This is a genomic window from Borborobacter xinjiangensis (assembly GCF_047739745.1).
In the GTDB taxonomy this organism is placed as follows: Bacteria; Pseudomonadota; Alphaproteobacteria; order Rhizobiales; family Rhizobiaceae; genus Pseudaminobacter.
Map to the genome: position 1 here is coordinate 172,650 of NZ_JBLLVA010000004.1, position 18,945 is coordinate 191,594.

Consider the following 18,945-nt stretch of genomic DNA (forward strand, 5'->3'; position numbering starts at 1 on the left):
ACCAATTTGCGTTTACTCGCGCGTGTAGGGCACGCCCAGCATGCTCGGTGCGCTGGCCCGCGAGCGGCGCACCATCAGCGCCACGATTGCCGCGACATAGGGCATCATCAGCATGAGCTGGTAGGGAATGGCGATGCCGACGCCCTGGATTTGAAGCTGCAGCGCATCGAGGAACGAAAACACCAGCGTGGCAGCGAGGATCGAATAGGGCCGCCACAGCCCGGCGATCACGATGATGATGGCGAGCCAACCGCGCCCATTGGTCATGTCCGGCACGAAGCGCGCCGCCGAGCCGACCGAGAGGAAGGCGCCGCCGAGCCCTGCCATCAGGCCGCCAAACACCACCGCGGCGTACTGGATCGGTGCCACCTGCACGCCCTTGACGTCGAGCGCCTTCGGATTGTCGCCGGCACAGCGCACGATCAGCCCGTAGCGCGTCCTGAACAGGAAGAACCAGATCACCGGCACCAGCAGGAACGCGAGATAAGTCAAAAGCTTCTGGTCGAACAGGATCGGACCGAGCACCGGAATATCGCTGAGGATCGGTATCGGCACATTGGCGAAGAATGGAATGGTCGGCGTCTGGCCGTCGCCGGCGAAGGCGGAACGCAGCCAATAGGTCGAAAGTCCGGCACCCAGCAGGTTTATCGCCAGGCCGGTGACGATCTGCTCCACCTTCAGGGTGATGACGAGGATGGCGAAGACCAGAGCCATCATCGCGCCGGTGAAGCCCGCAGCGGCAACGCCGACCCAGAGCGAACCGCTTTCATAGGCCGCCAGATAGCCGGTGAAGGCGCCCATCAGCATCATGCCTTCGAGGCCCATATTGTAGACGCCGCTGCGCTCGGCCACGAGTTCGCCAAGGGCCGCCAGAAGCAGAGGCGTCGCGATACGGATCGTGGCAGCCGCCACGCTGACCAGGATCGAGGCCTGGAAAAGATCGTCAAACATGGCTGACCCTCCGCAGGCGGAAGTTGCACGCTGCCCAGCCGGCGAGGAAGAACAGCAGGAGAATGGCCTGGATCGCATAGATCAGCGCCGAAGGAACGCCGGTCTTGATCTGCATCAGCGTGGCGCCGTTGAGCAGCGCGCCGAACAGCACCGAGGCGATGACGACGCCGAGCGGATGCAACTGGCCGAGAATGGCAACGATGATGCCGCTATAGCCGTAGCCGGCGATCGCGCCCGCCTTCACGCGATAGTGCACGCCGTAGACCTCGGTGATGCCGGCCAGACCGGCGAGCGCGCCCGAGATCAGCATCACCACCAGGATAAGCCGGCGCGTGTTCGTACCCTGCACGGCGAGCGCGCGGATGTTGGAGCCCGCCGCCTTGATCTCGTAGCCGATCGGCGTGCGGGTGAGCAGTAGGTGAACGAGCCAGGCCGCGGCCAGTGCCAGCAGGAAGCCCGCATGCAGCCGCGTGCCCGAAAACAGCACCGGGAAGATCGCGCCGGGATCGACTTTGGCCGTCTGCTCGAAAAAGCCGCCGGCCTCGCTCCATGGTCCCCGCAGCAGAAGCAGCGAGAGGATGAAGACGATGATGTAGTTGAGCATGACGGTCGAGATCACCTCATCGACCGAAAAGCGGGTCTTGAGGATGCCGGCGAGCCCGGCATAGAGCGCGCCGCCGACAATGCCGCCGAATATTATGGTTGGAATCTGCACTACAGCCGGGAATCCGACCATGTTGTGCTGAAGCCAGAAGGCGAACATCGCGCCGGCGAACACCTGGCCTTCCGCGCCGATGTTCCAGAGCCGGGCGCGAAAGGCAACGCAGGCGGCAAGGCCGGTGAAGATCAGTGGCGTCGCCTTCACCATGGTTTCGCCGGTGGCGCGCAGCGAGCCGAAGCTGCCTTTCAGCAGCGCGGCGAAGGCTTCCCACGGGCTGGCGCCGGCCGCGACGAACAGCGTGCTGCAAACGATCACGGCGGACGCGGCAGCCACCGAAAGCGCGATGAATCGGGTGGCGGCGCGGGGGTCCAGCCGGCGTTCGAGCCGCCAATCTGCGAGGCTGAAGTCACTCATGCGGCAGTCTCGTTCTCCTGGCCAGCCATCAGGCGGCCGACCTCGTCTGTTGTGGTGTTGTCCGCCTCAAGCACGGCAAGGATGCGCCCGCGAAACATCACGCAGATGCGCCGGCAAAGCGCGAACAGATCTTCCAGCTCCTCGCTGGCGAGCAGGACGGCACAGCCCTCGTCGCGCTTGCGCAGGAGTTCGCGGTGAACGAACTCGATCGCGCCGACATCGAGCCCGCGCGTGGGCTGGTTGCACAGCAGCACGCGCCGGGCTTTGGCGAATTCGCGCGACAGAATGACCTTTTGCGCGTTCCCGCCCGAGAGTTTGCGGCACACCGCCGAGGGGCCGCTCGCCGCGATCGAGTAGCCGCCGATCGCTTCGCGCGCATTGGCCTCCAGCTTGGTGCGCTCCATGAAAGGGCCGCGCCGCCAGCGAGGCTGCCAATGCTGACCGAGAACAAGGTTTTCTGCGATGTCCAGCTCGGCGACAAGGCCGTCGCGGAACCGGTCGCTCGGCACATAGCCGACGCCCTTGGCTGCCATTGCCGCCGGCGACTGCTCGTCAAGTGTCTCGCCATCAATGGCGATCGAGCCGCCATCGGGCCGGGCGATGCCGGCCAGGCACTCGAAAAGCTCGTCCTGCCCGTTGCCGGACACGCCGGCTATGCCGACGATCTCGCCTTCACCGATATCGAGCGACACACGGTCGAGAGCCGGCCTGCCGTCCCTCAGCCGGGTGAGCTCGTGGACGCAGAGCACGGCCTTGCCGGAGTTCGCCGCGCCCTCCTTGCGGACCGGCGGCGAGATGCTGCGGCCGACCATCATGGTAGTGAGCTGCTCGCGGTTCACGTCGGCGGTGAGCACGGTGCCGACAAGCCGGCCCTTGCGCAGCACGCTGACCTGATCGGACTGCATGACCTCCGCCATCTTGTGGCTGATCAGGATCACCGACAGGCCTACGCCGGTCAGGCGCTCGATAACCCGGAAAAGGCGCTGCGATTCATCCGGCGTCAGCACCGCCGTCGGCTCGTCCAGAATGAGCAGCCTGGCGCCGGTGTAGAGCGCCTTGACGATCTCCACCCATTGCTGCTCGCCGACCGACAGATCGCCGACCAGCCGATGCGGATCGAGCGAAATGCCGTAGGTGGTGCAGATGTCGTTGATCCGGGCAAGCGCGTCGGCGCGGTCGAGGCGCCAGCCGGAGCCGGTGCCCACGGTGACATTTTCCAGGACGGTGAAGCCCGGCACCAGCACGAAGTGCTGGTGCACCATGCCGATGCCCGCTCGAATGGCGTCACCGGGCGAACGCAGGTGAACGACAGTCCCGTCCACCCGGATCTCGCCGCCGTCAGGCTTGTAGAGCCCGTAGAGGCAGGAAGACAGTGTCGATTTCCCGGCGCCGTTCTCACCGAGCAGGCAGTGCAGCTGGCCGGGCATGACATCCAGCGAGATGTCGTCATTGGCCAGCATATTGCCGAAACGCTTCGTCAGATGCCTGATCGACAGTCGCGGTGTTACGTTCATCGGGTCTGAAGCCATGTTCGGGCTCTTGTTCTGGAGCGGTTCCGACTTGGCTTTATCGGAACCGCTCCAATTCCTTGTTCGGAGATCAGTCCGACTTCGGCTCGTTCAGGTTGAGCTCGACCTGCTTTTCGCCGCTCTGGATGGCCTTGGCGGTGTCGGCGGCAAGCGTCTTCACGTCGGCCGGGATCTTCTCCTCCCAGGCGGGATTGAGCACGAGGTCGCCCGAGCCTTCCTTCCAGGTGAACCATCTCGGCTCCGTCGGCGCATCGAACTTGGCGCCGGTCGTCTTGAACTTCCACCATTCGTCGATGATCCAGTTGATGTGCGGATCCCATTTGACGACGGTAGACGCGACGATCGACTTCGGCGCCACCGAAGACATGTCGACATAGTTGCCGAAGCAGCCGATGCCGCGATCCTCGCAGACCTCGAAGGCGCCGGACATCTGATAGATCATGTCGGCGCCGGCGGCGATCTGCGCGGAGGTCGCCTCGTTCGACTTGGTGGGGTCGAACCAGGACTGGATGAAGGTGATCTTCTGCTCCACCTTCGGGTTCGCGACCTTGGCGCCGGCGAAGAACGCATTGATCTGGTCGTTGGTGTCTTCAGCCGGGAAGGTGGAGACCGCGCCGACGACATTGGATTTCGTCAGCTTGCCGGCCAGTTGTCCCATCACATAGGCCGGCTCGTGTGCATGAATGAAAAGCCAATATGCATTGCCGCCGAGGCCGCGATTGCCCGAGCCGCTCATCACGAACATGGTCTCGGGAAATTCGTCCTTCAGCTTTTCGATGGCGTCGACATAAGCGGTGTCGCCGAACAGGATGTCGTACTCGCCGGTCTCGGCATAGGTGCGGAACACCTGTTCGGCATTGTCGTAGACGTTCTCGGTGTAGTTGACCTCGATTTCAAGGCCGTGCGGCTTGGCCGCAATCACGCGCTCCATCGAGTTCACAAGCGAAGCTTCCCATGGCGACTCCTTGCCGGCGGAGAGGATACCGGCGATCTTGAGCGTCGTCGGATCCTCGGCCTGAGCAAGGCTGCTCGCCAAAAGCGTCGTGCCGATCACCGACGCCGCCACAAGAAATTTCTTCAGCATGGTTCCTCCCTTTCTGTTTCTTAGTTTATGACGCCGCTTCCAACGGATCGACGACCTTCAGGTTCACACAGTCGATCACGCCCAGATCGGTTATCGCAAAGTCCGGAATAGCCGTTATCTGCAGCACGAACATGTACATGAAGGGCCATGGCAAGGTACAGCCAAGCGCGCGGGCGGCCTCATCGAGTTCCTGTTCCTTCCTCGCCATCTCCTGCGGCTCGATATCGGAGACAATGCCGCCGATCGGCAGGGGCAGGAACGAAACGATCCTGCCGCCATCGGCAACAGCCTGGCCGCCATTGTTGGCGATGATGTGATTGATCGCCAGCGCCATATCGTCGGGATTGGTGCCGACGCAGACGATATTATTGTCATCGGGCGCCGTCGAAGTGGCGAGCGCGCCTGAGCGCAGGCCGAAGCCCGACGCGAAGGCGACCGGACGATTGGACGTGCGGCCGTAGCGCTCGACCACGGTGAGATATTGCACATCCTGCGACTGGTCGGCCTGCACGAGACCATCGCGTACCGGCAAAACGACATCGCGCTGCTTGCGCACGAAGATCTGGTCGGGTGTAACGGCGATGGCGAGCGCCCTCACCGTGTCGCCCTTTCGGGGTGCCCGCACCGTCAGGTCCTCGCGTGAGACCGGCGCGACCTTGAAAGTGTCGCTGACCACGACACTGCGTGCCGGCGGCGCCAGCTCTTCAACGAGCTTTCCGTCGCGTGCGGCAAGCCTGCCCTTGGCGACGACCGCCGAAACGCGGAAATCCTGCAAATCCTTGACCAGCAATATGTCGGCGGCGAGACCCGGCGAAATCGAGCCGACCTTCTGGCCGATCCGCAGCGCCTCAGCGCCATTGATCGTCGCCATCTGAATGGCGGTCAGCGGCGCGATACCCATCTTGACGGCCATGCGGATCATATTGTCGAGATGGCCACGCGACAGGATGTCCGACGCGACGACATCGTCGGTGCAGAAGCTGATGCGACCGGTGGCCTTGATGCCCATCTCGGTGACGATGCGCAAATTCTCGGTCAGGAAGTGCGAGATCGAGGATTCGCGGATGACGACATGCATGCCCTTGCGCAGCTTTTCGAGCATTTCGTCGGCGGTGTAGCTTTCGTGATCGGAGCGCACTCCGGCCTGGAGATAGCTGTTCAGCCTGCTGCCTCTGCACATGGGCGAGCAACCGAGGATCGGCAGACGGCTCTTCTCGGCGATCTCGATCGCCTGCAGCACATGATCGTCCATCGTATCGACGAATTCGCGCACCGTCTCCCAGATGCCGACGCATTCCGGCCAGGAGTGGGTGGCGACATGGTCGTCCGGCCCGAAATAATAGCCGACATTAGAGCGCGGCAGCGTATAGGGCGTCTTGCACGGCGCACCCCAGAAGATCTTCAGCGGTGTGCCCTTGGCCTCGTCCAGGAATTCGCGCGCGCCGACCAGTCCCGATGTCACCAGTATCTGGTCAAGGCCGGAGACGATCGACGTCGTGCCGAGCGGCACCACTGCCTTGGCGAAGCTGGTGACCGACATTTTCGAGCATTCGACATGGAGATGGCCGTCGATCAGCCCGGGGCACAGATAGTAGCCCGTCGCGTCGACGATCTCGGTGTCGGGGCCGCGATATTCCGAGACGTCTCCGACCGCCACGATGCGATCCTTGTAGACGGCGACATCGGCCGGATAGATCTCGGCCGAGGCCACATTGACCAGTGTTCCGCCGCTGACAATCAACGTTGCCTTGTGTTCCGCGCGGCCGGCGCGGATGAATTCTCGAATGTCGGACAATCCGGACTCCTCTAGTGATCAGTGTAGCCGAGCCCCGCCCAGCGACGGCGGAAAGCTATGGACCAGGCATCGGCCAGAATGTGTGCCTCAACCCTGAGATCCATGGGAATCTCCTCGGGGTGCTGCGCCTCGACGATCCACCGGTCCTCTTCGTTGACGGCGTGCTGGAACTCTATCCACTCATCCACCGGCTGATCGAGATCGTAGTCCCTCGCCTTGAGGATGAAGATCCGCGACTTGCCGGAGGAAACCGGACATACGGCATCGTAGATATATTCGTTGCGACCGTCCGGGCTGGAAATCGTCAGGCTCGAATTGAAGGGCAGTGTGTAGGCATATTTGTACTGCATCGTTGCGGCGCGCTCGCCGCCTTGGGTAAACGTGTCACGGTCGATCTGATTGACCGCAAGGCTGCGCTCCAGCCCGTGCTCGGTGCTTACAACCTCGTAGCGAGGCACTTGGGGCTCGTCCGGATTGCCGAACGTTCCCGCATGGACATAGGAGAAATGCGCGACGTCATTGAAGTTTTCGACATGACGAAAGGCCGAGCAGTTCCAGTCCGCCGGCTTCAGCTTCACCTTCTGCAGCTTGGGATCGTCCATCGGCGGCCATTCGGGCAGCGGCGCCCTCGGCTCGGGCTGCAGGCAGGTCCAGACGATGCCGTAGCGTTCCGCTACCGGGTAGGTCGCAAGGCGTAGCTTGGGCGGAATCGGCACGTTCGGTCCGGCCGGGGGTATAGCCACGCACTTGCCGGTGCCATCGAAGCGCAGGCCGTGATAGGGGCACTCAAGGGTGTCCTTGACGATCCTGCCGCCCGACAGAGGCGCGCCGCGATGTATGCAGACATCGTTGGCAACCACGACCTGTCCTGCGGCGCGATAGGCGACAAGCCGCTGGTCCAGCAATCTCACAGCAACCGGGCGCGTGCCCAGATCGCTGCTGTAGGCGATCGGGTACCAAAAGCCGGCGAGAAGCGACCAATTGCTTTCGGAGAAAGAATTGTCCTTCGGATAGGGCGTAACATCGTTCGACATCGCAAGTCCTCCTCTTGCATGGACCGATCCTGTCGTATTAGGGTTGTTCATGCAAACGGGACTTTCCCGTTATTTTTGGACATTCCGTTCAACAAATTGGACGATCGATGGACCTTGAGGCGATCGACTATTTCATCATGGTGGCGGAGGCGCAGTCGCTGTCGCACGCCGCCAAGCTCTATGGGTTGCCGAAATCGAGCCTCAGCCACAAGGTGCGAAAGCTTGAGGATTCGCTTGGCGTGGCGCTGTTCGTGCGCGACGGTCGTGAGCTGCATCTGAGCGATGCGGGGGCCGAATTTCTCGACCACGCCCAGCGCATCAAGGAAAGCTGCGAAGGGGCGAAGGCGGCGGTCGCCGAGGCGCGGCACGACATTGCCGGCACGCTGACCATCGGCTCGACCGGCGAATTCGGAACCTCGTTCACCTCCGAACTGCTCTTTGCCTTTCGCCAGCAATATCCGCAGGTGCGGGTCGATGTGATCTTCCTGTCGCTTGGCTATTTCCTGGCGCCGGAAAAGCATCAGCCTTTCGACGGCATCTTCCACTGGGGCGAGCCGGCGAATTCCGACTATATCGCGCGAAAGCTCGGCGAGGCTTCCTACGGCCTCTATGCCAGCCCGCGCTATCTCGAACGCTTCGGTGCGCCGGCCACGCCGGACGAGCTGGAAAAGCATGTGGCGGTGGCCTTTCGCCAGCCCAATGGCATCCAGTCCTGGCACCTGCAGCGCGGCGGCGAAACCAGCGATTTCGCGCCTTCCGCGCATTGCATGGCCAATGACTACTGGATGCTGAAATATTTCGCGGTGGCCGGCGAGGGCATTGTCTATCTGCCCACCTTCTTCACCGAGATCGAGTGCATGAACGGCGATCTGGTGCCGGTGCTGCCGGATTGGCGTTCGCCGCTGGTGTCGATCAACCTGCTTTACCTGCGCCGCCGCTACGTGTCGCGCAAGTTCGCCGCATTCCTGGATTTCTGCCTGGAATACTACCGTCAACGGGCGAGCTACAGCTCGCCGAGATATTGTGTCGAGGTTGTTCGCCCCTATGCGGACGCCCGTTCCCGTGGGGAGGAGAGATAATGATTGAAACCTGGTTTCAGAGCGCGCCGCGACTCGTCGATGTGGCGATGGGGCGTACGCCCGCCGATATGGTGATCCGCAACGTTCGCTGGGTGAACGTCCATTCCGGCGAGATCATCCCCGGAACCGACATCGCCGTCTCGGCCGGGCGCTTCGCTTTTGTCGGCCCGGATGCCTCGCACGCGATCGGACCGGAAACCGAGGTGATCGACGCCGAGGGACGCTATGCGCTGCCCGGCCTTTGCGATGCGCATATGCATGTCGAAAGCGGCATGATCACCGTCACCGAATTCGCGCGCGCGGTCATTCCGCACGGCACCACCTCGATGTTCATCGATCCGCACGAGATCGCCAATGTGCTCGGCATGCCGGGCGTCAAGCTCATGCATGACGAGGCGGCGGGCCTGCCGATCAACGTGTTCGTGCAGATGCCAAGCTGCGTGCCGAGCGCGCCGGGACTGGAAAATGCCGGCGCCAGCCTCGGACCCTCCGAGGTGCGCGAAGCGATGTCGTGGCCCAACATCGTCGGACTGGGCGAGATGATGAACTTCCCCGGCGTCGTTGGCGGCGACGCCAATATGCTGGAGGAGATCGGCGCGACGCAGGCGGCGCAGAAGACCGTCGGCGGCCACTATGCCTCCAAGGATCTCGGCCTGCCCTTCCACGGCTATGTCGCCGCCGGCCCGGCCGACGATCATGAAGGCACCAGCCTTGCCGACTGCATCGCCCGCGTACGCCAGGGCATGCGCGCCATGCTGCGGCTGGGCTCGGCCTGGTACGATGTCGCGGCGCAGATCAAGGCGGTCACCGAACTTGGGCTGGACTCGCGCAATTTCGTGCTGTGCACCGACGACAGCCATTCGGGCACGCTGGTCAATGACGGCCACATGAACCGCGTGGTCCGTCACGCCATCGCGCAGGGGCTGAAGCCGGTCACCGCCATCCAGATGGCGACGATCAACACCGCGCAACATTTCGGCCTGGAGCGCGAACTGGGATCGATCACGCCCGGCCGCCGCGCCGATGTCATCCTGACCTCCGATCTGGCGACGCTGCCGGTCGAGACGGTGATCGCGCAGGGCCGCGTGATGTCGCGCGAGGGCCGGTTGTGCGTCGACATCGCGCCTTACGATTATCCCGCATCGGCCAAAAACACCGTGCGGCTGGGCAAGAAGTTGGCTGGCAGCGATTTCGACATTACGGCACCGGCCGAGGCAAGCGAGGTCAAGGCGCGGGTGATCGGCGTCATCGAAAACCAGGCGCCGACGCGCGCGCTCGAAGCGTCGCTGCCCGTGGCCAACGGCATCGTGCAGATGGATGGCAAGGCCGACGTCTGCCAGATCGCGCTGGTCGAGAGGCATCGCGGCACCGGTGGCGTCACCAACGGCTTCGTCTCAGGCTTCGGCTACAACAAGCCTTGCGCCATGGCCAGCAGCGTGGCGCATGACAGCCATCACATCATCGTGGTGGGGACGAACAAGGACGACATGGCGCTGGCAACCAACCGGCTCGGCGAGGTCGGCGGCGGCGTGGTGGTGTTCAGCGAAGGCCGCGAGCTTGCTCTGGTCAAGCTGCCGATCGCCGGCCTGATGTCGGACCAGCGCGCCGAGATCGTCGCCAAGGAGGCGAATGCGCTGATCGAGGCAATGCGGCAATGCGGCTGCACCCTCAACAACGCCTATATGCAGCATTCGCTTCTGGCGCTGGTGGTCATACCGGAACTGCGCATTTCCGACCTTGGTTTGATCGACGTGACGCGCTTCCAGAAAACGGATGTGCTGATCGACGCGGAATAGGATGATTTAGGGATTGGATTGCGCCGGCGCGTCGGCTGGCGGCAGCACCTCGCTGGGCGCATCCGATCCTGAATTCTGATCATCCGTCCTTTGGACAGGTGCGGTCTGCCAGCCAGCATCGAAGTACAGAAAGCCGATCAAGAAGATTATTACGACGGCACCCGCCGCTAGCATGCTTAGAAGTGCCCTTTTTCGCATTGCTTCAGCTCGCTTTCTGTCTTCGTCTCGACTATCCGGGGTTTGCCCACGACCAGAACAGTTCGCCCCTGTCGCAAGAACGGTGCGCCGAAGCGGGGCAGTGCTCTGCGGCGAGAGAGCGGGCAAGCTGGATCACGACCTCCTTTGCGCGAGCTGCGTTGTCATCTTGCGATCCGTCCTCAGAGGCGGCGAGAGCGACAGAGACCACGCCCCGATCCGTTCGAAACCGTACCGTCGCGCCACTGCCCGGCGAACTGGCGTCGGCCTTTAGAACCAACCAGTCGTTTTCCACGCTCATCGTCATATTTCTCTCCTCCCGAAACTAGCGGCCTTCGAAGCGTGCCAGCTGTAAGCAACAAACGGCGTGGCTCGTTTGGTGTTCCTCCCTGAAAAAAATAGTTTTGCGGATTTTTGCGGTGTCGCGACGCCAGCCGCTTCCTGTTCTGAGAGCAAGCCAGCCTGCGGTTTGCGGTTGCGCGGCCGAGCCGCGCGGAACCTCCCGCCCGCTTGGGTGTTTGATGAGGAGAGTATGTGAACGGAGCAAAAAGCTCATGTCGATTGCCAACGCCCCACGACAGTTCCCTTCAAAGCCATTTGTGGATGAGCTGCACGCAACTGCAGAGAAAATTTCAATGCTGGCCTCGCGTTCGCTGGCGTCGGACGAACTTTCGAATGATGAGCTCGTTCTTTTCGACAAGCTTGTTCAGCGTGCCGCAGACGCGCTGACAAGGATCCATGAATTCCACAGCCGAGAACACTGAGCCGCCGGCTCTCCAACCCCAACATTCGCCCTTACGCGCCCGTGAGATTAGCTGAATGCCTCGGCGACACACCATTTTCGGAGAAATGCAGCCGCGCCCGGCTGGAGGATGCGAGTAGGCAATGAGGTCCACCGGCAAAGTTCATACCAAGCCGGCGGTATCGGATGCCGCTCCTCTTGCTACGACCGATCCGAGTATCGCGCGGATCGAAGCGCTCGCCGCCAACCGGATCGCGATCGAGAATATCAGCACCGAAATCGATGGCGGCCGGTTTCCCGCGAAGGCGATCGCAGGCGAGGACTTCGTGGTTGAGGCCGATATTTTCGGCGACGGTCACGATACGATCAAAGCCGCTCTCGTCTATCGAAGAGCGGCAGACAGCGAGTGGGCCGAAGCGCCCATGTCGTTGGTGGAAAACGATCGATGGCGGGGTGCCGCAATCTTTGATGAAATCGGCACCTGGCAGTTCGGCGTGATCGCGTGGCGCGATCTGTTCGCCACCTGGCGAGAGGAAGTTCGAAAGAAAATAGCGGCAAACCAGCGGATTTCGCTGGAATTGACCGAAGGGCGCCGCATCCTTGAGGCCGCAGGGGACGCGCGATCGTTAGCTGCCGTTTCGCGACGGCTTGCAGCCGCCGCCAATGAGGATGAGTTGCTTGCTGTCCTTCTTTCGGACGAAGCACGCGATTTGATGGACAGCGCCGGGCCGCGCACCAATTTGAGCCGCTATATCCAAGTTCTCGATGTCTGGGTCGATCGGCCGCAAGCGGCGTTCAGCGCCTGGTACGAACTGATGCCCCGCTCGCAGACCGAAGATCCGTCGCGGCACGGCACCCTCGATGATGTCATCAAACGCCTCCCCTATGTCCGGGACCTAGGTTTCGATGTCCTCTACTTCCCGCCGATCCATCCGATCGGAACAACCAACCGCAAGGGGCGCAACAACAGCCTGACGGCCCGCCCCGGCGAGCCAGGCAGCCCCTATGCGATCGGTTCGCATGAGGGCGGTCACGACGCGATACATCCGGAGCTCGGCACGATCGGCGATTTCGAACGCCTCGTGCAGGCCGCAAGGGAACACGGGCTGGAGATCGCCCTGGACTTCGCCATCCAGTGTTCTCCCGACCATCCCTGGATCAAGGAGCATCCGGAATGGTTCGACTGGCGCCCCGACGGCACGATCAAATTCGCCGAGAATCCGCCAAAGAAATACGAGGACATCGTCAACGTCCATTTCTACCGCGGCGCCATTCCCGGTCTCTGGCTCGCGCTGCGCGACGTGGTGCTTTTTTGGATAGAACACGGCGTCAAAATCTTCAGGGTAGACAACCCTCACACCAAGCCATTTCCCTTCTGGGAATGGCTGATTGAGGAAGTCAGATCGCGGCATCCAGACACGATCTTCCTTGCCGAGGCCTTCACCCGTCCAAAGGTGATGAAGCGGCTGGCCAAACTCGGCTTCACGCAGTCCTATTCCTATTTCACGTGGCGCAATCTCAAGGCAGAGCTCGAGGAGTACTTGATCGAGTTGACCCAGGACGACAGCCGCCACGTCATGCGGCCGAACTTCTTCGTCAATACGCCCGACATCAACCCACTGTTTCTTCAGCAGAGCGGAAGACCCGGCTTCAGGACGCGTCTGGTGCTGGCAGCGACGCTTGCCGGCAACTACGGCGTCTACAACGGGTTCGAGATCTGTGAAGCCACCGCCGTGCCGGGCAAGGAAGAGTATCTCGACTCCGAAAAGTACCAGATCCGGATCTGGGACATGAACCGGCGCGGGCATATTCGCGACGATATCGTGCTTATCAATCGGCTGCGCCGCGAGCATCCGGCGCTACGCAGGTTCGAGTCCCTGCGTTTCTACAACGCCTGGAACGATAACATTCTTTACTACGGCAAGAGCGATGCGAAGGCGCAGAGCTTCCTGCTTTTTCATGTCAACCTTGATCCGCACAACGCTCAGGAAGCGGACTTCGAGGTGCCCCTCTGGGAGTTCGGATTGCCGGACGAAGCCTCCATTGAGGTCGAGGACCTGCTCCATGGCAATCACTTCACATGGCATGGAAAATCGCATCGCATCCGGCTCGATCCGCATGAAAGGCCCTATGCGATCTGGCGGCTCTATCCTCCGGGAGCGCCCCGCTCATGAAGCCTTTCGTCAATCGCGTCGACGGGGTCATTGATCGATCCCAGACAGACTGGTACAAGGACGCCATCATCTACCAGCTCCACGTCAAGGCATTCCAGGATTCCAATGACGATGGCATGGGCGATTTCGCCGGCCTGATGCGGCGGCTGGATCATGTCGAGCAACTGGGCGCAACCGCCATATGGCTGCTGCCGTTCTATCCGTCGCCACTGCGCGATGACGGCTACGACATCGCCGATTTCCGTTCGGTGAACCCGGCCTATGGGAAGATGGCGGATTTCCGCGCCTTCGTTGCCGAAGCGCACCGGCGAGGCCTGCGGGTCATCACCGAACTGGTGATCAACCACACCTCGGACCAGCATCCCTGGTTTCAGAGAGCCAGGCATTCCAAGCCTGGTTCGGCGGCACGGGATTTCTATGTCTGGAACGATGACGACACGAAGTTTCCCGAGACCCGCATCATTTTTCTCGACACGGAGAAGTCGAACTGGACCTGGGACCCGGTTGCGGGCGCCTTCTTCTGGCACCGCTTCTACTCGCACCAGCCCGATCTCAACTTCGACAATCCGCGCGTCCTCAAGGGAGTCCTGAAAGTGATGCACATGTGGCTGGACATGGGCGTCGACGGGCTGCGGCTGGACGCCATTCCCTACCTGATCGAGCGCGAAGGCACCAACAACGAGAACCTGCCTGAAACGCACGGCATTCTGAAGACCATCCGCTCGGAACTCGATGCGCACTATCCCGATCGGATGCTTCTTGCGGAAGCCAATCAATGGCCGGAAGACACCCGACCCTATTTCGGTGAAGGCGACGAATGCCACATGGGATTCCACTTCCCGCTGATGCCGCGCATGTACATGGCGGTTGCGCAGGAAGACCGGCATCCGATCACCGATATCATTCGGCAGACCCCCGACATCCCGGAAAACTGCCAGTGGGGTATTTTCCTGCGCAACCATGACGAGTTGACGCTGGAAATGGTGACCGATCAGGAGCGCGACTATCTTTGGCGGACCTACGCCGAGGACCGGCGCGCGCGCATCAATCTCGGCATCCGACGGCGGCTGGCGCCCTTGATGCAGAACGACCGCCGCAAGATCGAACTCATGAACTCGCTGCTGATGTCCATGCCCGGCACGCCGATTCTCTATTACGGCGACGAAATCGGCATGGGCGACAATTACTATCTGGGCGACCGCGATGGCGTTCGCACGCCCATGCAGTGGTCCTCCGACCGCAATGCCGGCTTTTCGCGGGCCAATCCCCAGCAGCTCTATCTGCCCGTGGTGATGGATCCAACCTACGGCTATCAGGCCATCAATGTCGAAAGCCAGGACCGGGACGGCTCGTCGCTGCTCAACTGGATGCGGCGCATCGTTGCGGTGCGCAAGGAGCACCCTGCGTTCGGACGCGGCACGATGACGCTGCTCTACCCGCGCAACCGCAGGATCGTGGCCTATGTGCGCGAATATGATGGCGAGAGGATCCTGTGCGTGGCGAACCTGTCGCGGGCGGCGCAAGCGGTCGAACTGGATCTGGCGCGCTGGAAGGGCGCCGTTCCGATCGAACTGACGGGTCGCTCGCCATTTCCACCGATCGGTGACCTGCCCTATCTGGTGACGCTTTCGGCGTATGGCTTCTACTGGTTCCTCCTCGCCGAGGAAGTCGAAGCTCCGCGGTGGCATATGCCGGCGCCCGAAATCCTGCCCGAATTCGTGACGCTGACAACGCGCGACGGTCGGGTCGATACCGCGATAGCGGGGCGCGACAAGGGCCAGTTCGACGCCGAGATTCTGCCCAGCTTCCTGATGCTGCAGCGCTGGTTCGGGGCCAAGGACCGCAGCATCAAGGGGCTGAAGCTGGAGCCCATAGGAGAACTCGGAGACGGCCAGCACCTGCTCACGACGCTCGATGTCGAGTTCGATGGATCGAGCCAGCGATACTTCCTGCCGATGTCGGCACGCTGGGGCGAGGAAAACCTGGCCCATGGCGCTCCGAAGCTCTCCTACACCATTTCGAAGCTGCGCCGCGGCTCCAAAGTGGCGGCACTCGTCGACGGTGCCTATGACGAGGACTTCGCCACACAGCTGGTCGAGGCATTGCGCGAGGGGCGCCAGCTTGCCTCACCTGGCGGCAGGATCGCCTTTCACCCCGGCGAGGAACTGGCATCGATCGGCGATGTGGATGAGCCACGAGAGTTGGGCGCCGAGCAGAGCAACGTGTCGATTGCCTTTGGCGACAAGCTCATCCTGAAGATTTATCGGCGCCTGCGCCCTGGCCTGCAGCCTGACGTGGAGATAGGCCGCTTTCTGACGGAAACCGCGCGCTTCGAGAACACGCCAGCCTTCCTCGGCTATATCGAGCACCAGCCCGCCGAGAGCGAGGCAACGACCCTGGCTGCGGCCTTCGCCTTCGTGCGCAATCAGGGGAACGCCTGGGAGGCCGTCACCGAAGCCCTGCGGCGCGATGCCGAAGAACATGCATTGCGCGACTCCCCGTCGGACGACGGACAGGCAAGGGAGGCTTTGCCGTTCCTGTTTCCTCTTTCGATCGGAAAAGTTCTCGGCCAGCGCACCGCGGAACTGCACAAGGCGCTTGCGGCGGATACCGACGACCCGGCCTTCCGCATAGAGCCAACCAGCAGTGCGGACCTTCAGCGCTGGGTGCAGGAAGTGACCCGCGAGGTCAGCTCGACGATGGACCGTCTCGCTGCCGCTCGAGGCGGGCTGGACAACACGACCGCCGCCGAGGCCGATATGCTGCTCGACTCACACGAGGCCCTGAGCCTTCGCATTCAGGCAATCGCCTCGATGCAGCCTTCCGGATTTCGGTCGCGGATCCATGGCGACTACCATCTCGGTCAACTGCTCGTCGCGCAGAACGATCTGATGATCATCGATTTCGAGGGCGAGCCTCGCCGGCCGCTCGACGAACGCCGCGCCAAATTCTCGCCGCTGCGGGACGTGGCCGGAATGCTGCGGTCGCTTGACTATGCGGCGGCAACGGTGAGCCGCGAAAGCGAAAAGGCGGCAGTGCGCGCCGAAAGCTTCATATCGCGCGCAAAGGAGTGGCGCGCCATCACCAGCGCGGAATTTCTCGAAACCTATTTCGAGCATGCGCATGGATGCCCGACCGTACCGGAAGACCCGTCGTTCGCCCGTGCGCTCCTTGACCTCCTGCTCATCCAGAAGGCGGCCTACGAAATCGCTTACGAGCTTGCGAACCGCCCATCCTGGGTTGGTATTCCGATAGGCGGGCTGCTGGACCTCGTGAACCAGGAGCCACCGTGACAGACAGACCCGCGGCCCATGCATCCGATATAGAAGCGATCGTTCGGGGCCGGCACGGCAACCCGTTTTTCGTACTTGGCATGCATGGCGGCATGGGGGAGCCGCTATCGGTGAACGTTTTCATGCCGCAGGCGGCGTCGGTGACGGTGATCGATCAAGAGGGCGCGACTGTCGCGGCGCTCGACCGCGTTCATCCGGAAGGCTTCTTTTCGGGCTTCCTCCCTAACCGGGCGGAGCGTTTTGCTTATCGGCTGAGGCTCGCCGCCGGCGACCAGACCTGGATCGCTGACGATCCCTATCGGTTCCCGCCCGTTCTCGGGGAAATGGACGAATATCTGCTTGGCGAGGGTCGCCACCAGCAGCTTTACAGCAGGCTCGGCGCGCACCAGCTCACCCATGACGGCGTCGAAGGAACTGTTTTCTGCGTCTGGGCGCCGAATGCGCGGCGTGTCAGCGTCGTCGGCGATTTCAATGCCTGGGACGGGCGAAGGCATCCGATGCGCAAACGCATCGGCGTCGGGGTTTGGGAACTGTTCATTCCTGGTCTGGCGCGTGGCGCCTTCTATAAATATGAAATTCTCGGCGTGCATGGAGATGTCCTGCCTCTCAAGGCAGACCCGGTGTCTTTTGCCCAGCAGAATCCGCCCGAGACCGCCTCGATCGTCTGCGGGCCGGTCGACCATGCGTGGAGCGATGGGGACTGGATGACGTCCCGCGCTCAAGTCCAGCCGGTTTCCGAGCCGATTTCCATCTACGAGCTGCATCTCGGCAGTTGGCGCCGCAGCGGCGATGGCGAGTTGCTCGACTATGACGCGATCGCTGACCTGCTCGTCCCCTATGTCAACGAAATGGGCTTCACACATGTGGAGCTTTTGCCGATAACCGAGCATCCTTTCACCGGTTCATGGGGCTACCAGCCGATCGGCCTTTTCGCGCCGACCAGACGCTTTGGTCCACCCGAGGCTTTCGCCCGCTTCGTCGACCGGCTGCATCAGGGTGGCATCGGCGTGATTGTCGATTGGGTGCCTGCCCATTTCCCCTCCGACGCGCACGGGCTGGTGCGGTTCGACGGGACAGCGCTCTACGAGCACGACGATCCGCGGCTCGGATTCCACCGCGACTGGAACACGCTGATCTATAATTTTGGACGCGCCGAGGTCGCCAATTTCCTGCAGGCGAGCGCGCTTTACTGGCTGGACCGTTTTCACGTCGATGCACTGCGGGTCGATGCGGTGGCATCCATGCTCTATCTCGACTACAGCCGCAATCCCGGCGAGTGGATCCCCAACCGGTATGGCGGCAATGAGAATCTCGACGCCATTTCGTTCCTTAGCGACACGAATAGCCGCATCGGTGAGCACTATCCGGGCGCACTCACGATTGCCGAGGAATCCACGGCCTGGCCGCGCGTGAGCCGGCCGGTGGACGAAGGCGGTCTCGGTTTCTCGTTCAAGTGGAACATGGGCTGGATGCACGACACCCTGGCCTATATGAGCCTCGACCCGATCTACCGGAAGCACCACCACCATAAAATGACGTTCGGGCTGGTCTATGCATGGTCGGAAAACTTCGTCCTTCCTTTATCGCATGACGAGGTCGTCCACGGCAAAGGCTCGCTGATCGGCAAGATGCCCGGTGATCGCTGGCAGAAATTCGCCAATCTGCGCGCCTATCTTGCGTTCATGTGGAGCCATCCCGGCAAAAAGCTGCTTTTCATGGGCGGCGAGTTCGGGCAGGAGCGCGAGTGGAACCACGACCAGTCGCTTGACTGGCATCTGTTGGACGATCCACTTCACGCAGGCGTTCGCCAACTCGTGCGTGACCTCAACCGGCTCTATCGGTCGCAACCCGCATTGCATGAACTGGACGGCGACCCGGGTGGATTCGAGTGGGTCGAGGCCGACGACGCCGACAACAGCGTCTACTCCTTCATTCGCAAGGGCGTGTCGGACCCGCGGCCGGTGCTCGTCATCTGCAATATGACGCCGGTCGTGCGACACGACTACCGCTTCGGGGTTCCGTTAGGCGGCAGTTGGACGGAACTCCTCAACAGCGATGCGGAACAGTATGGCGGCTCGGGGGTTATGAGCAACTCGACCGGGGCGGAGGCGATCGGATGGCACAATCGCCCGTTTTCATTGACCGTCACCCTGCCGCCGCTGGCCACGCTGTTTCTAACTCCTGCGTCGTGACAACCG

At 62.1% G+C, this 18,945-nt stretch carries 13 protein-coding genes; 6 read left to right on the forward strand and 7 right to left on the reverse strand.

What is annotated here, in order from left to right:
• Positions 1-12: 12 nt before the first annotated feature.
• The 6 genes from ACLKMW_RS07430 to ACLKMW_RS07455 form a co-directional block, all read right to left on the reverse strand.
• Entirely contained in the window at positions 13-951 is a 939-nt protein-coding gene (locus ACLKMW_RS07430; protein WP_415723770.1) for an ABC transporter permease, read from the reverse strand.
• Complete coding sequence (locus ACLKMW_RS07435) at positions 944-2,026, reverse strand: ABC transporter permease (RefSeq protein ID WP_415723771.1); 1,083 nt, start codon at positions 2,024-2,026, stop codon at positions 944-946. The genes ACLKMW_RS07430 and ACLKMW_RS07435 overlap by 8 nt, the downstream gene beginning before the upstream one ends.
• Entirely contained in the window at positions 2,023-3,555 is a 1,533-nt protein-coding gene (locus ACLKMW_RS07440) for an ABC transporter ATP-binding protein (RefSeq protein ID WP_415723772.1), read from the reverse strand. The genes ACLKMW_RS07435 and ACLKMW_RS07440 overlap by 4 nt, the downstream gene beginning before the upstream one ends.
• A gap of 70 nt (positions 3,556-3,625) precedes the next feature.
• On the reverse strand, positions 3,626-4,639 hold the full coding sequence (locus ACLKMW_RS07445; RefSeq protein WP_415723773.1) for a BMP family protein: 1,014 nt from the start codon (positions 4,637-4,639) through the stop codon (positions 3,626-3,628).
• A 25-nt stretch (positions 4,640-4,664) separates the two neighbouring features.
• Positions 4,665-6,434, reverse strand: a complete 1,770-nt coding sequence (locus ACLKMW_RS07450) for an adenine deaminase (RefSeq protein ID WP_415723774.1) — start codon at positions 6,432-6,434, stop codon at positions 4,665-4,667.
• Between the two features lie 11 nt (positions 6,435-6,445).
• Positions 6,446-7,468 (reverse strand): aromatic ring-hydroxylating dioxygenase subunit alpha, encoded by a 1,023-nt coding sequence (locus tag ACLKMW_RS07455; RefSeq protein WP_415723775.1) that lies wholly within the window; start codon positions 7,466-7,468, stop codon positions 6,446-6,448.
• Between the two features lie 107 nt (positions 7,469-7,575).
• Here ACLKMW_RS07455 and ACLKMW_RS07460 point away from each other — a divergent pair, with 107 nt between their 5' ends.
• Positions 7,576-8,547 (forward strand): LysR family transcriptional regulator, encoded by a 972-nt coding sequence (locus tag ACLKMW_RS07460; RefSeq protein WP_415723776.1) that lies wholly within the window; start codon positions 7,576-7,578, stop codon positions 8,545-8,547.
• The gene (gene ade, locus ACLKMW_RS07465) at positions 8,547-10,343 is read left to right on the forward strand and encodes an adenine deaminase (RefSeq protein ID WP_415723777.1); all 1,797 of its coding nucleotides are present in this window, start codon (positions 8,547-8,549) and stop codon (positions 10,341-10,343) included. The genes ACLKMW_RS07460 and ade overlap by 1 nt, the downstream gene beginning before the upstream one ends.
• Positions 10,344-10,572: 229 nt before the next feature.
• Here the strand turns inward: ade and ACLKMW_RS07470 are convergent, their stop codons facing one another.
• A complete protein-coding gene (locus tag ACLKMW_RS07470) occupies positions 10,573-10,845 on the reverse strand; it encodes a hypothetical protein (RefSeq protein ID WP_415723778.1) in 273 nt (90 codons plus the stop codon).
• A 247-nt stretch (positions 10,846-11,092) separates the two neighbouring features.
• Here ACLKMW_RS07470 and ACLKMW_RS07475 point away from each other — a divergent pair, with 247 nt between their 5' ends.
• The 4 genes from ACLKMW_RS07475 (at position 11,093) to glgB (ending at position 18,939) form a co-directional block, all read left to right on the forward strand.
• Positions 11,093-11,302 (forward strand): hypothetical protein, encoded by a 210-nt coding sequence (locus ACLKMW_RS07475; protein WP_415723779.1) that lies wholly within the window; start codon positions 11,093-11,095, stop codon positions 11,300-11,302.
• 121 nt (positions 11,303-11,423) lie between these two features.
• Complete coding sequence (locus ACLKMW_RS07480) at positions 11,424-13,454, forward strand: alpha-1,4-glucan--maltose-1-phosphate maltosyltransferase (RefSeq protein WP_415723780.1); 2,031 nt, start codon at positions 11,424-11,426, stop codon at positions 13,452-13,454.
• The gene (gene treS, locus ACLKMW_RS07485; RefSeq protein ID WP_415723781.1) at positions 13,451-16,747 is read left to right on the forward strand and encodes a maltose alpha-D-glucosyltransferase; all 3,297 of its coding nucleotides are present in this window, start codon (positions 13,451-13,453) and stop codon (positions 16,745-16,747) included. Before ACLKMW_RS07480 ends, treS begins: the two co-directional genes overlap by 4 nt.
• The gene (glgB, locus tag ACLKMW_RS07490) at positions 16,744-18,939 is read left to right on the forward strand and encodes a 1,4-alpha-glucan branching protein GlgB (protein ID WP_415723782.1); all 2,196 of its coding nucleotides are present in this window, start codon (positions 16,744-16,746) and stop codon (positions 18,937-18,939) included. The genes treS and glgB overlap by 4 nt, the downstream gene beginning before the upstream one ends.
• Positions 18,940-18,945: the final 6 nt, after the last annotated feature.

Coding starts and splice junctions, on each gene's coding strand:
- ACLKMW_RS07430 (WP_415723770.1), bottom strand. CDS start 951: ATGTTTGACGATCTTTTCCAGGCCTCGATCCTGGTCAGCGTGGCGGCT.
- ACLKMW_RS07435 (WP_415723771.1), bottom strand. CDS start 2,026: ATGAGTGACTTCAGCCTCGCAGATTGGCGGCTCGAACGCCGGCTGGAC.
- ACLKMW_RS07440 (WP_415723772.1), bottom strand. CDS start 3,555: ATGGCTTCAGACCCGATGAACGTAACACCGCGACTGTCGATCAGGCAT.
- ACLKMW_RS07445 (WP_415723773.1), bottom strand. CDS start 4,639: ATGCTGAAGAAATTTCTTGTGGCGGCGTCGGTGATCGGCACGACGCTT.
- ACLKMW_RS07455 (WP_415723775.1), bottom strand. CDS start 7,468: ATGTCGAACGATGTTACGCCCTATCCGAAGGACAATTCTTTCTCCGAA.
- ACLKMW_RS07460 (WP_415723776.1), top strand. CDS start 7,576: ATGGACCTTGAGGCGATCGACTATTTCATCATGGTGGCGGAGGCGCAG.
- ade (WP_415723777.1), top strand. CDS start 8,547: ATGATTGAAACCTGGTTTCAGAGCGCGCCGCGACTCGTCGATGTGGCG.
- ACLKMW_RS07470 (WP_415723778.1), bottom strand. CDS start 10,845: ATGACGATGAGCGTGGAAAACGACTGGTTGGTTCTAAAGGCCGACGCC.
- ACLKMW_RS07475 (WP_415723779.1), top strand. CDS start 11,093: ATGTCGATTGCCAACGCCCCACGACAGTTCCCTTCAAAGCCATTTGTG.
- ACLKMW_RS07480 (WP_415723780.1), top strand. CDS start 11,424: ATGAGGTCCACCGGCAAAGTTCATACCAAGCCGGCGGTATCGGATGCC.
- treS (WP_415723781.1), top strand. CDS start 13,451: ATGAAGCCTTTCGTCAATCGCGTCGACGGGGTCATTGATCGATCCCAG.